This window comes from Azospirillum sp. A26 (assembly GCF_042604635.1).
Lineage (GTDB): Bacteria > Pseudomonadota > Alphaproteobacteria > Azospirillales > Azospirillaceae > Azospirillum > Azospirillum palustre.
In genome coordinates, this window is sequence record NZ_CP170473.1 from 725,001 (window position 1) to 738,121 (window position 13,121).

At 68.4% G+C, this 13,121-nt stretch carries 11 protein-coding genes (1 of these 11 only partly in view); 5 read left to right on the forward strand and 6 right to left on the reverse strand.

Going from position 1 to position 13,121, the window contains the following annotated elements; all coding sequences use genetic code 11:
• Positions 1–1,139 carry the 5' portion of a right-handed parallel beta-helix repeat-containing protein gene (locus tag ABNQ39_RS17480; protein WP_376962116.1) on the reverse strand. Its footprint begins 742 nt before the window's first position, so 1,139 of the gene's 1,881 nt are visible here — the first part of the coding sequence; it begins with the start codon at positions 1,137–1,139; its stop codon lies beyond the left edge, outside the window.
• Between the two features lie 411 nt (positions 1,140–1,550).
• Here ABNQ39_RS17480 and ABNQ39_RS17485 point away from each other — a divergent pair, with 411 nt between their 5' ends.
• Positions 1,551–2,210, forward strand: a complete 660-nt coding sequence (locus tag ABNQ39_RS17485; protein WP_376962118.1) for a cold-shock protein — start codon at positions 1,551–1,553, stop codon at positions 2,208–2,210.
• Positions 2,211–2,321: 111 nt separating this feature from the next.
• Here the strand turns inward: ABNQ39_RS17485 and ABNQ39_RS17490 are convergent, their stop codons facing one another.
• From ABNQ39_RS17490 to ABNQ39_RS17500, 3 genes are read right to left on the reverse strand one after another with little or no spacing between them, the layout of a single operon-like run.
• The gene (locus tag ABNQ39_RS17490; protein WP_376962120.1) at positions 2,322–4,019 is read right to left on the reverse strand and encodes a ShlB/FhaC/HecB family hemolysin secretion/activation protein; all 1,698 of its coding nucleotides are present in this window, start codon (positions 4,017–4,019) and stop codon (positions 2,322–2,324) included.
• Positions 4,020–4,072: 53 nt separating this feature from the next.
• Complete coding sequence (locus ABNQ39_RS17495) at positions 4,073–6,211, reverse strand: CHASE2 domain-containing protein (RefSeq protein ID WP_376962122.1); 2,139 nt, start codon at positions 6,209–6,211, stop codon at positions 4,073–4,075.
• A gap of 25 nt (positions 6,212–6,236) precedes the next feature.
• Positions 6,237–6,962 (reverse strand): hypothetical protein, encoded by a 726-nt coding sequence (locus tag ABNQ39_RS17500; protein ID WP_376962124.1) that lies wholly within the window; start codon positions 6,960–6,962, stop codon positions 6,237–6,239.
• Between the two features lie 301 nt (positions 6,963–7,263).
• Here ABNQ39_RS17500 and phoU point away from each other — a divergent pair, with 301 nt between their 5' ends.
• The 3 genes from phoU to ABNQ39_RS17515 all read left to right on the forward strand — a co-directional run bounded on the left by phoU (position 7,264) and on the right by ABNQ39_RS17515 (position 10,852).
• A complete protein-coding gene (gene phoU / locus ABNQ39_RS17505; RefSeq protein WP_376962126.1) occupies positions 7,264–8,034 on the forward strand; it encodes a phosphate signaling complex protein PhoU in 771 nt (256 codons plus the stop codon).
• A 223-nt stretch (positions 8,035–8,257) separates the two neighbouring features.
• Positions 8,258–9,412: an ATP phosphoribosyltransferase regulatory subunit gene (locus ABNQ39_RS17510; protein WP_376962128.1), complete on the forward strand. Its 1,155-nt coding sequence runs from the start codon at positions 8,258–8,260 to the stop codon at positions 9,410–9,412.
• Between the two features lie 147 nt (positions 9,413–9,559).
• Positions 9,560–10,852 (forward strand): adenylosuccinate synthase, encoded by a 1,293-nt coding sequence (locus ABNQ39_RS17515; protein ID WP_376962130.1) that lies wholly within the window; start codon positions 9,560–9,562, stop codon positions 10,850–10,852.
• Positions 10,853–10,952: 100 nt separating this feature from the next.
• Here ABNQ39_RS17515 and ABNQ39_RS17520 read toward each other — a convergent pair whose 3' ends face one another.
• Both ABNQ39_RS17520 and ABNQ39_RS17525 read right to left on the reverse strand, forming a co-directional pair.
• A complete protein-coding gene (locus tag ABNQ39_RS17520; protein WP_376962132.1) occupies positions 10,953–11,657 on the reverse strand; it encodes an SDR family oxidoreductase in 705 nt (234 codons plus the stop codon).
• Positions 11,658–11,762: 105 nt separating this feature from the next.
• Positions 11,763–12,215 (reverse strand): RrF2 family transcriptional regulator, encoded by a 453-nt coding sequence (locus ABNQ39_RS17525; protein ID WP_376962134.1) that lies wholly within the window; start codon positions 12,213–12,215, stop codon positions 11,763–11,765.
• A 260-nt stretch (positions 12,216–12,475) separates the two neighbouring features.
• On the opposite strand from ABNQ39_RS17525, the gene ABNQ39_RS17530 reads away from it, so the two are divergent.
• Positions 12,476–13,108, forward strand: coding sequence for an MBL fold metallo-hydrolase (locus tag ABNQ39_RS17530; protein WP_376962136.1), 633 nt, complete (start codon positions 12,476–12,478; stop codon positions 13,106–13,108).
• Positions 13,109–13,121 lie beyond the last annotated feature (13 nt).

Genomic DNA, 13,121 nt, shown 5'->3' on the forward strand with positions numbered 1-13,121 from the left:
TCGGTGATGTCGTTGTTGCTGACCATGCTGTTGCTGCTGCCGACGGCGCCGATGCCGGCCCCGCCCTTGGTGATCTGGCCGATGTGCTCGATGGTGTTGGCGTAGATGCGGTTGCCGTCGGCGGCATGGATCATCGAAACGCCGGTGTCGCCGAGCTGCTCCATATGGTTGCCGGCGATGCGGCTGTTGTCGGTGCCGTCGAGCGAGACCGCGGTCCCGACATTGACGAAGTGATTGCCGCCGACTGAGTTGCCGTGCCCGCCCTGCATCGACAGCGCCGCGCCGTCATAGCGGGTGTCGGAGAAGGTCAGCCCTTCGATGCTGACATTGCTGGCGTTGCTGGACTTGATCAGCGTGCCGAGCCGGGCGACGACGACGCCGTCCGACTGAAAGCTGGCGGCATGTTCCGGCTTCACCACCAGCTTGCCGTCGCCGGCGCGCCAGCCGAATTCACCGGCGTCGCGGATCAGCGAGGCGTCGTTCATCACCCGATAGGTGCCGCCGGTGCGCAGCGCGTAGGAGGCCGCGTCGTCGAGCGTCACCGTGTGGTGATACTGGTCGATCGACTTCACGGCTGAGATGTCGTCCCTCAGCCGTTCCGTATCGAATGTCTGCACGACCAGACCGTCATGGGGCTTCAGCCCCGACGGGATGTCGCCGTTCGAGAAGTTGAAGCTGGTCTTGCTGGCGCCGGTGGAGTTGGCCTTCAGCACATGCCAGCCGCTGGTGGCCGCCTCGGCGGGATCGAAGTCGCCGGTCTGCGCCGCATGCTGGCGCACGCCGCCGATGCTGACATCTAGGCCGTTGGCCGAGGAGAGCTTGGCGGAATAAAGGCCTTTGCCTTCATAGGTGAAGCCGGTCACCCGCTCCCCACCGCTGAGGACCGGCGTCTCGTTCCCGTAGGCGAGGAAGCTGTGGCCGTCGTCGTGGGAGTCGAGTGTTAGGGTCTTGTCCAGGCGATAGGTCCCGCCACGAACATAGGTGGTGTCGACATCGCCCGCCCGCATCGCGTCCCGCGCCTTCTCGAGGCTGGCGAAGGGACCGTCGGTGCCGGCGGCGTTGGGAGCGGCGAGCCGCCCGGACCAGCTGTCATTGCCCTTGGTGGACACGAAAAAAGCGGTCTGGTCGGTGGTCGTCATAAGTCATTCCTCCGTTCTGATGGAGACATGAGTCGAATTTTTTAGTTAAAATTTTATTTACGGCCTTAGTACCTCTGATGGACAGGGGGACTCTGCAAGAACGGTATTATGCGATGCGATGAACATCCACGAATTGGTGGCAATATGATCCGGCATTAATTGTGAAACCGAACCTTCTTTATGGACAAGCTCTCGCCATCCGGATTCGCGCATTACGCGCACCACCCGGCCGGCAAGTGATGCCGACAGTCGCCGCCGCGTTACAGGGCATCACTGGACTGGTCATTTTCTGGAATTTTATGATAAGCTGACCGGCGCCGGGGTTTTGTTCTTGGTCATACAGCGGTGCCGCGCCCAGTTCAGCGTCAGGGCCGCCCCTCCCCCGGCTACAGGACGTGAAAGGGACCTGTCTTGAGCGAAGAGTTGAAGAACGTCACCGCGACGAACGTCACCGCGACGGTAAAGTGGTTCAAGCCGGAAAAGGGTTTTGGGTTCGTCCGCCTTGCCGATGGCTCCGGCGAGGCTTTCTTGCACGCTTCGGTCCTGGCCGCCGCCTCCCTGCCCAACCCGGTCGAGGGCACGACGGTCGTCTGCGATCTGGCCCAGGGCGCCAAGGGGCCCCAGGTCGTCGCCATTCACTCCGCCACGCCGCCGGAAACCCCGCCCGCCCCGCGCGCCCGCAACCAGCGCCCGCCGCGCGGCGCCGCCTCGGCATCCCAGTCGATGGGCCAGCCGATGGGGCAGCCAGTTGGTCAGGCCGCCGGACAGGGCCCGCAGCCTGAGGATGGCGGCGAGGGCTTCGCCCGTCCGCCGAAGCCGACGCGCGAACGGCGCGAGCGCCAGTCCGAACCGGCCGGGCCGGCCACGATGGCCTATGGCACGGTGCGCTGGTACAATCTGGACAGCCAGTCCGGCCTGATCGAGCCGTGGGAAGATGGCGCCACCGTCTATTTCGACCGCGCCACCCTGCGCCAGTCCGGCCTGGACATCGTCGCCGACGGCGAGGATGTGCGCTATCTGGTCGTCGGGTCGGACGATGCGCCGGTCGCCCAACGGGTCGAGCTGATCTGACGTTACCGCCGTCGCAGGCGCCTGCCGCCGCAGGCCGGCCGTAACAGGCCGGTCGCGCGGCGGCCGCTTTGCAATCGGATTGGGACCCGACCGCTTCACAAGCGCATCGCCTCAGAATCTGGTCGAGAGCGTGAAGAAAGCCCGCGGGGCACGGTCCTGCGTGCTGAACGGCGTGGTGATGAAGGGCTTGGCCAGTTCGACGCTGGCGTCGATGCGCTGGAAAACCCCGAAGCGCAGGCCGACGCCGGTCGAGGCGAGGGACCGGCGACCATGGCGCGTGCCGCCTTCGTAATTGTACACCGCCCCATAATCGCCGAAGCCATAGGCGACCGCGTAATCCAGCCCGTCCTCCTGGACCGGAAGGATGTATTGCAGCTCTGCCCGGCCGGCGAAGCCGCTGTCGCCGGTGATTTCCGACGGATCGAAGGCGCGGCCATACTGCTTGCCGCCCAACCCGTATTCCTCGGACGACAGCAGCTGGTCCGGGCTGTATTGCGCCTCGCCCGAGAGGGCAAGGATCAGCTGGTCGGTCAGGGGCTGGTTGCGCTGGGCCGACAGCAGCAGCTTGCGGAAATCGCTGCGCCCGCCGCTGCGGGTCAGGTTGGCGCTGCCGGATTCCGTGGCGTTCAGGATGTCGAGGCCCTTGGACAGTTCCGCCGTCAACAGGTTCGACCCGCCCCAGCCGTCGGCGAAATCGTAGGAGACGTTGGCGGCGACGATGCGCAGCCGATCCTGCGACAGCTTATCGCCCAGCACGTCGGTGCGGCTGTCGCGGATGGTAAAGCTGAGGCCGGCGCGCAGGGTCTCCGCCCGGCTGCGGATGAAGGGATGCGACACCGCCACCCGGCCGGAGGTGGTCAGGCTGTAGAGGTCGAGCGGCCGCACGCTATCGCCGGGCTGCGACCAGGAGCGACGGACGCCGTACTCCACCGTCGTGCCCTCGGCATCCACCGGCACCAGCTGCCCGACGTCGAAGAAGCGCAGCTCGCGGATCTGCGGGGTGACAATGCCCTGGGCGGTGGTCCGCTCGAACAGGCCGAGCTGATCCTCGACGGTGGCGACGCCGGTCAGCTGCATCGGGCCGATGGAACGGGTGCCGCGGTTGTCCAGCGACAGGAAGCCGTTGAAGGGCGTGCGCTCCAGCGCCAGGGTCAGGCGGGAGGCGCCGGGAGTGTCGGGGGACGCCTCCAGCACCGTCTTCACCGCCACGCCGGGCAGATCGTCGGCCAGCAGGACGTAGCGCTCCATGTCGGCCATGCGCAGCGGGCGGGAGGCCTTGATCTTCTCCCCCATGCGCCGGAGCAGGCCGAGCCGGTCCTTTGCCTCGCCCTGGACGACCACCTCGTCGACATAGCCCTCCACCACCTGCAGGCGGACCACGCCGTCGCGGATGCGCTGGGCCGGCACCACCGCCTGGGACAGCACATAGCCGTCATTGCGGTAGCGCGCGGTGACGGCATCGCGGATGGCATAGAGATCGGCCAGCGTCACCGGCTTGCCCAGCTTGTCGCGCCACAGGGCGGACAAGCTGTCGCCGTCATAGACGCTGTTGCCGTCGATGCGGATCTCGGTCAGCGTCAGGGCGATGCGTTCGGCATCGCGCGGCGGCGGCGCCTTCTCCGGCGCCGGCATCTCGATTTCCGGCGAGGATTGCGGCACGGCAGGCCGTTCGAAGCGCTGCTCCAGCCGGTTGGGGTCGAGCGAAGGCGGCAGCAGCGGGGGAACCGCCTGGGCCAGCGCCGGCAACGGAGCGGCACCCCCCGCCAACAGGAGGACGGACAGGCGGACGAGGCGCCGGGGCGCGGACATGGACATCGACATGGCGGAGGGTGCGGTTCGGGACACGGATCGTCGTCGCAAATCTATTTGTCGGTGAGGGCGGTCACGCCGGCCCAGCCAGGTTCGGCCGGCTGTCCGATGCGTTTTTCCGCCTTGCGCAGCATCGCCAGCGCGGCGCCGTCGGCGGCCACCAGCGCGCGGAACCCGGCGGCGGCGGCCTCGAACCGGCCGGCGCGCCAGTGCTCCAGCGCAGCGGCGTAGGCGGCGCGCTGGGCGCAGTCCTCGGGATCGGCGCGGCGGGCCTCGGACAGCGGCTCGAACACCTCGACCGGCTCGCTGCGGCCGACGACCTGCACGATGTCGAGCGCGCGGAAGGCGTCCGGGTCGCCATGGTGGCGCACGGTCTCGCCGCTGACCATCAGCACGGAGTTGTAGTATTTGTTGGCGCCCTCCAGCCGGGAGGCCAGATTCACCGTGTCGCCCATCACCGTGTAGTTGAAGCGGCGCGGCGAGCCGATGTTGCCGATCAGCGCCGGGCCGGTGGCGATGCCGGTGCGGTTGGAGCCGCGCCCGCTGGCCGTCGCCAGTAGGGTCGGGTCGTCCGCCATCGCCTGACGCATCGCCAGCGCGGCCGACACCGCGGCGCGGGCATGGTTGTCGATGGCATAGGGGGCGCCGAACACCGCCAGCACGGCATCGCCGATGTATTTGTCGACGAAGCCGCCATGCGCCTCGATGATGTCGGTCATCACCGTGAAATAGCGGTTCAGCACGGCGACCAGCGCTTCCGGCTCCATCCCCTCCGACATCCTGGTGAAGCCGGCGATGTCGCAGAACAGGATGGACAGGTCGCGCTCCTCCCCGCCCAGGCTGGGCGACTGGCCCGAATCGATCATGTCGTCGATCAGCGATCCCGGCAGGTAGAGCTTGAAGGCGTTGCGGATGTGCCGCTGGTCGCGGTCGAGCACGGCGAAGCGGAAGCCGAGCGCCAGCGGGAAGACCAGAAGCACAGCCAGCGCCGCCTGGAGGTAGGGCAGCACCAGCCCGCCCTGGAACGCCTGCACCGCCACCCCGCTCCACCCCGCCAGCAGCAGGAGCAGGCCGGCCGCGGCCACCGCCGGCCGGGTCGCCAGCGTCACCACGGCGGCCAGTCCGGCCAGCAGCAGGACCAGGGCCGCGGCGGCGGTCGGGCCGGTTTCCTCCAGCGCATCGTGCGCGATCAGGTTGGAGATGGCGGCGGCGTGGATGTAGACGCCGGGGATGCTGTCGCGGGTGCGGCCGGCGACATACAGCTCGCTCATCACCGGCAGGGCACAGCGGTCGGGAAGGTTCATCCCCTCCGGCTTGGTGACCCAGCGGTTGGAGGAGAGCTTGCGGTCCTCGACATCCAGCACGGTGCCGACCATCACCGCCTTGCCCTTGAAGTGGCTGGCGAAGAAGTCGGTCCTGCCGGCTTCGGCGCAGGCATGGAGGTCGGCCAGCGAATAGGTCGGGATGGATCCTGCGGCAGTGGCGTGGTTGACCAGCAGCCGGTTGCCCTCCCCGCCCGGTACCCGGTAGCCGGCCAGCGTGGCGGAGCCGTCGGCCCCCCGCTCCAGCGGCGCCTTCAGCGCGCGGGAGGCGACCTCGACCGCCATGCCGGGCTCGGCCTTCGGCTGGCCGTCGGGTCCGGCAACGGACAGCGTCAGCGGCACCCGGCGCAGCACGCCGTCGGCATCCTCCACCAGATTGACCGAGCGGACATTGTTCACCCCGGCGGCGATCATGTAGCCGCGGTAGGGCATCAGCGGGTCGCTCTGATGCTGGACCTTGGCCAGCACCAGCCGCCCCTCCTTGCCGCCGCGGCGGAGCGTCAGCAGGTAATCGCGCTCGAAGCCCGGGATCAGTGTCTCGACCGAGGTCGGGTGGACAAGGTCGAGGCCGATGGCCGCCGCCCCACCATCCAGCATGGCGCCGAGGACGGTGCCCAGCCGCGGTCCCCACAGCGCCTGCGGCGTGCCGGCGAAGGGCGGGCGGCGGTAGGTCTCCTCGTCGATGCCGACCACCACCACCGGCGAGGGGTCGGGAGCCAGCCGCGGGCCATGCACCTGCTCGCGCAGCCAATAGAGGCTGTCGATCGACGGCCCCTGCAGCATGGACGAGGCCGCCAGCACCAGAAGCGATGCGACCGCCGGCGCCACCGCGCCGAGCAGGACCAGCCGGACGCGCCGGGGCAGCCTCATCGCGTTCAACGGCCGCGCCCGCCGCTCAGAACCGGATCAGCCGGCCGAGCGCCGGACCGCCGCCGGCCGCGGCTTTCTCGTCGATCTTCACGACGAAGGACTTCTGCCCGGCGGCGATCTTGTAGAGGCCGCCCGGCTCCAGCCCGGCGCCGCTCTTGGCGGTGTCCAGCGTGGTGCCGGGAACATTGACCGTGCTCAGAGCGATGCCTTGCACGTCCAGCCGGTCGATGGTGACCGGGCCGGGCGCCGACAGGATCAACACCGGGTGGGTTTTGAACAGGGTCAAGTCCGGCTTCGGCAGCGGCGCCTTCATGCCCGGCAGGGCGATGGGGGCGCTGCGGAAGACGGTCACCCCCGCCTTGCCTGCCTCGTTGGAGGCCAGCAGCAGCTTGCCGCCGTCGCAGGGCAGCGTGTGGCGGTCGATGCTGCCGCCCTGCACCGCCGATTCGCGGGCGCCGACCGTCACCGAACCGCCGGTGATCGTCTCGTTGACGCAGGATTCCAGATAGCTCAGCGTCAGCGTCTGCCCGGCCTTCAACGTGACCGTGCGGCCGGCCCCCAGGTAATCCATCGGCTGCACGCCGTCGACTCCGTCGGACACATCCTCAACCAATGCGGTGGGTGCCGCCGGGGCCGGGGCCGGGGATGGATCCGCGGCGAGCGCCAGCGGCGATGCAACCAGCAGAAGCAGGGCTCCGGCAACGGCGGAGCGGACGGGCATCTGGAACGCAACGGACATGGCGACGGACATCGAAAAACGGCCTCCCGGTCAGTGCAGGGGGCTGTACCCCCTACGGACGGCATCACTATAGCCAACGTTCCCTTTAACGAAGTTACCGGGGTACTTCAAATCCAATACGCCACCGCGGCCCCCGGTCACAGCGATGCCGCCGGTCAATTCCCGCCATTCCGGCGACATCCTATTGTCAAGAAAGTGAAATACTCCCGCCACACCGACGTCATGACCACCGGCTAATATACACCTCCCGCGCGTGGCGGCCTTCCGGGTCCCGCCGGATGGGACGGACATCATTGGAGCGTCGCGACCGAACATGGGTACCGAACACATCGTCCGCTCCTTCGCGCAGGAATTGCAGCGTCTGTCCAACCTCGTCACCCAGATGGGCGGCGTGGCGGAAGCCCAGGTGGAGGCCGCGGTGAAGGCGGTGACCCGCCGCGACGTCGGGCTGGCCTCCCAGGTGATGCAGGCCGACGCGCGGCTCGATGCCTACGAGCGCGACATCGACGCGGAGGCGGTGCGGCTGCTGGCTCTGCGCCAGCCGATGGCCCAGGACCTGCGCGAGATCGTCTCGGCCCTGAAGGTCTCGGCCGATCTGGAGCGCATCGGCGATTATGCCGCCAACGTCGCCAAGCGCTCGCTGGCGCTGGCCCAGGTGCCGGTGGTGCGGCCGGCGGCCGGCATCCCGCGGATGGGCCGGCTGGTCGAGGCGATCCTGAAGGAGGTGCTCGACGCCTATATCGAGCGCGACGTCGACAAGGCCATCGCCGCCTGGGAGCGCGACGAGGAACTGGACGACCTCTACACCAGCCTGTTCCGCGAGGTCCTCACCTACATGATGGAGGACCCGCGCAACATCACGCCCTGCACGCATCTGCTGTTCATGGCGAAGAACCTGGAGCGCATCGGCGACCACGCCACCAACATCGCCGAGATCATCCATTTCCTGGTGGTCGGCAGCCCCCTGACCGTGCTGCGCCCGAAGAACGACGGCAGCAGCTTCGCCGTCGTCACGCCGATGGCGCCGGGCAGCGGCTTTGCCCTGCCTCCCGACGACGACGCAGGCCCCGTCGACGCCGGCTGATCCGCCGCCCGCCAGGACCGCCGCCTGCGCGCTTGCCCGGACCTCGCCCGGCAGCGACACTTTGTCCGGCAGCAGCCGCGGAATCGCACGCGCAGGGGAGATACCGCCACAGTGCGGGGCTTTTCCGTTTGCATGCGGCGCGGGGGTCGGGTATTAGCCCGCCCCGTGTGCCCGACATCAGCCGCGGCATCCCTTTCCCTGCCTGCAACGAGACACGCTGGTCATGCCCGCCGACGCACTGAGCTCCGCCCTGCTTCCCGCCGGACTGCACGACGTGCTGCCGTCCGAAGCGGCGCATGAGGCGGCCGCCGTCGAACGCCTGCTGGCGGAATTCGCCGCGCAGGGCTATCGCCGCGTCGATCCGCCGCTGGTCGAGTTCGAAGAGAACCTGCTCTCCGGCCCCGGTGCCGCGATGTCCAAGCAGACCTTCCGGCTGATGGACCCGCATTCGCAGCGGATGATGGCGGTCCGCGCCGACATCACCCCGCAGATTGCCCGCATCGCCACCACCCGCCTGAAGAACGAGGCCCGGCCGCTGCGCCTGTGCTACGCCGGGCAGGTGCTGCGGGTGAAGGGATCGCAGCTGCGCCCCGAACGCCAGTTCACCCAGGTCGGCGTCGAGCTGATCGGCGCGCTGGAGGCCGAGGCCGACGCCGAGGTGGTCCTGCTCGCCGTCCAGGCGCTGACCGCCATCGGCGTGCCGCACCTGTCGGTCGATCTCTGTGTGCCGACCATGGTGTCGCGCATCTGCGCCGGCCTCGGGCTGGGCGAGGATGAGATCCGGCAGCTGCGCGCCGCGCTGGACCGCAAGGACTCGGCCGCCGTGGCGGCCGTCGGCGGCCCCGCCGCCTCGCTGCTGGAAACGCTGATGAACGCGTCGGGACCGGCCGACCGCGCCATGCAGGCGCTGGCCGCCCTGCCGCTGCCGGAGGGTGCCGAGAAGGACCGCCGCCGGCTGACCGACACGCTGGCCCTGCTGCGCGCGGCGATGCCGGACCTGACGGTGACCATCGATCTGGTCGAGCATCGCGGCTTCGAATACCAGACCGGCCTCAGCTTCACCCTGTTCTCCCGCGCCGCGGGCGAACTGGGCCAGGGCGGACGCTACCGCGCCGGCGCGCAGGGCGAAGATCGCGGGGAGCCGGCGACCGGCTTCACGCTGTACATGGATACGCTGCTGCGCGCGGTTCCGGCGGCCAAGGCGCCGGGCCGGGTTTATCTGCCGCATGGCAGCGGCTGGGAAACGGCGCGCAGGCTGCGTGCCGACGGATGGGTGACGGTCGCCGGGCTTGCCCCGGTGGGCGATGCGGCCGCGGAAGCCAGACGGCTTCACTGCGGCTATTGGCTGGCCGGCGGGGACGTCAAGCCGGTCGGGTGACCCTGGGTTCAAACGACTTGCGTTCAAAGAAGTTGGGTTCAAGCGAGTTGGGTTCAGGGTGAACGGGCCCCCACGCCGCGCGGATGGTACCCTGCGGTGGATCGGGAGGCTGAGCGGTTCCTTTTTGAAGTTTTGCGGAGACGAGAGATGGCCAACGTTGCGGTGGTCGGCGCCCAGTGGGGCGACGAGGGCAAGGGCAAGATCGTCGACTGGCTGTCCAGCCGGGCCGATGTGGTGGTGCGCTTCCAGGGCGGTCACAACGCCGGCCACACGCTGGTGATCAACGGCGTCGAATACAAGCTGAGCCTGCTGCCGTCCGGCGTGGTGCGCCAGAGCAAGCTGTCGGTCATCGGCAACGGCGTCGTCTTCGACCCCTGGGCCTTCATCCGCGAAGTGAACGCGATCAAGGAAAAGGGCGTCACCGTCAACCCGGAAAACCTGATCGTCGCCGAGAACGTGCCGCTGATCCTGCCGGTGCACAGCGCGCTCGACAAGGCGCGCGAAGAGGCCAAGGGCGCCGGCAAGATCGGCACCACCGGCCGCGGCATCGGCCCGGCCTATGAGGACAAGGTTGCCCGCCGCGCCATCCGCCTGTGCGACCTGACCGACGATGCCGTGCTGGTGGAGAAGGTCGACGCCCTGCTCGCCCACCACAACGCGCTGTTCCGCGCGCTGGGCGCGCCGGAGATGACCCCGGCCGACATCCTGGAGCCGCTGCGCGAGATCGCCCCGCAGGTCCTGCCCTACGCCGCCGTCGTCTGGAAGCAGCTGGACGAGCTGCGCCGCGCCGGCAAGCGCATCCTGTTCGAAGGCGCCCAGGGCACGATGCTGGACATCGACCACGGCACCTACCCGTACGTCACCTCCTCCAACACGGTGGCCGGCAACGCCGCCGCCGGCAGCGGCATGGGTCCGCGCGCCGTCGGCTATGTGCTGGGCATCTGCAAGGCCTACACCACCCGCGTCGGCTCCGGTCCCTTCCCGACCGAGCTCAAGGACGACATCGGCGAGCTGATCGGCCAGAAGGGCAAGGAGTTCGGCGTGGTCACCGGGCGCAAGCGCCGCTGCGGCTGGTTCGACGCCGTCATGGTCCGCCAGGCGGTCAAGACCGGCGGCATCGACGGCATCGCCCTGACCAAGCTCGACGTTCTGGACGGCTTCGACGAGATCAAGGTCTGCGTCGGCTACCGCCTGGACGGCCAGGAACTCGACTATTACCCGTCGAACGCCGGCTCCCAGGCCCGCGTCGAGCCGATCTACGAGACCTTCGAAGGCTGGAAGGACACCACCCGCGGCGCCCGTTCGTGGGCGGAGCTGCCGGCCCAGGCGGTCAAGTATGTCCGCCACATCGAGGAGCTGATCCAGGCCCCGGTCGCCCTGCTGTCGACCAGCCCGGAACGCGACGACACCATCCTGATGACGGACCCCTTCGCCGATTGATCCGGCGGGAGGTTCTCCTGAAGAAAAAGGGCCGGCATTCCGCCGGCCCTTTTTCGTTTCCGCGGCCTCAGGTCGGGCCGCCCCCATCACACCGCCCCAATCACACCGACCGCGTCAGCCCGCCATCGACCCGGATGTTCTGGCCGGTGATGTAGCCGGCGCCCGGCGAAGCCAGGAAAGCCACCGTGGCGGCGATCTCCTCGCTGCTGCCGTAGCGCTGCATCGGCACGCTCTGGCGCCGTTCCTCGGTCGCGGGCAGGCTGTCGATCCAGCCGGGAAGGACGTTGTTCATCCGCACATTCTCCGCCGCATACTGCTCGGCGAAGAGCTTGGTGTAGGCGGCCAGACCGGCCCGCGCGACGGCGGAGGTCGGGAACATGGCGCTCGGCTCGAACGCCCAGGCGGTGGAGATGTTGACGATGGAGCCGGCCTTCTGCCCGACCATGATCGGCGCCACCAGGCGGACCGCCCGGACGACGTTGAGGAAATAGACCTCGATGCCGCGGTGCCAGTCCTCGTCGCTGATCTCCAGCAGGGAGCCGCGCGGACCGTGGCCGGCGCTGTTGACCAGCGCGTCGATGCGGCCCCAGCGCTCCATCGTCGCATCGACCAGCCGCTTCAGGTCGTCGTTCGACTGGTTCGACCCCGTCACTCCGATGCCGCCGAGTTCCGCGGCCAGGGCCTCGCCCTTGCCGGAGGAGGACAGGATCGCGACCTTGAATCCGTCGGCCGCCAGCCGGCGCGCCGAGGCGGCGCCCATGCCACTGCCGCCGGCGGTGATGACGGCAACCTTTTCGTCGGACATGCTCATTTCTCCCAATCCTTCGGTCGCCCAACCATAAGGGCGGCCGGTCGCCGCCTCAAATGCGATTTCAGAGGCGGCGGGCCGGGATCCTAGAAGCGGGAAGCATCAGATGTCGAAATTGGCGGCGATGGTGCCGGTGGATTGGCGATGGCGCAGGGCGTCGGCCAGCGTCTGGTTGTCCAGCACGGCGGCGGTGGCGTCGCGGACCTGGACCATCAGCCAGCGGACCGAGCAGGTCTCGGTGTCGATACAGTCCTCGCAGGGCCGGAAGGACGCCTTGCTGGCGCAGGGGATCGGCGCCAGATGCCCGTCGATCAGCCGGATCACCTCGCCGAAGGTGATTTGCGCAGCCGGGCGGGCAAGCCGGTAGCCGCCGCTCTTGCCGCGCTTGGCGAACAGAATGCCTTCCTTGCGCAACTCGACCAGGATCGCTTCGAGGAACTTGCGCGGGATGTTCTCGCGTTCCGCGATGTCGGCGATCAGGATCAGGTCGCCATTGTCCTTCTCCGCCAGCATGATCAGGGCACGCAACGCGTATTTGGCTTTCTGCGACAGCATTCCGGCGGAATCCGTATTATGGCGGCGGCGGTAGGGTGGTCCGCCCCGATCTAAAGCTTCGGTGGTTAACATTTCGTACCGGTCCGCTATTCCACCCAAAGGCGCAATTTGCGGCCGGAACCAGCGGACCTTAGATCGGATCGCGCAAAATCGGAATCGAATTGACGCGTGAATGGTTTGCGGCAGCCGTCGCGGGCGCGTTAAGGTCGCCCTGCCATAGGATCATTCCGCCATTTTCCCGCAGAACCGAAGGTCAGGCCATGCAGTACGCCATCGTTCCGGTCACCCCGTTCCAGCAGAACTGCACGGTGCTCTGGTGCCCCGAGACGATGAAGGGGGCGGCCATCGATCCCGGCGGCGACCTGGACCGCATCCTGGCCGCGGTGACGGCGAAGGGCGTGACGCTGGAGAAGATCCTCGTCACCCATGGCCACATCGACCATGCCGGCGCCGTCGCCGATCTGGCCGACAAGCTGTCGCTGCCCATCGAGGGTCCGCACCGCGACGATCAGTTCTGGATCGACGGCATGCCGATGCAGAGCCAGATGTTCGGCTTTCCCCCGGTGCGCTCCTTCACCCCCGGCCGCTGGCTGGACGAGGGCGACACGGTGACCGTCGGCAACCAGACGCTGGAGGTCCGTCACTGCCCCGGCCACACCCCCGGCCACGTCGTGTTCGTCCATGTGCCGTCGAAGCTCGCCATCGTCGGCGACGTGCTGTTCCAGGGCTCCGTCGGCCGCACCGACTTCCCCAAGGGCAACCACGGCGACCTGATCGCCTCGATCCGCGACAAGCTGTTCCCCTACGGCGACGACATCGCCTTCATCCCCGGCCACGGTCCGATGTCGAGATTCGGCGAGGAGCGGCTGTACAACCCGTTCCTGAACGATTGAGGAGGCACACCCC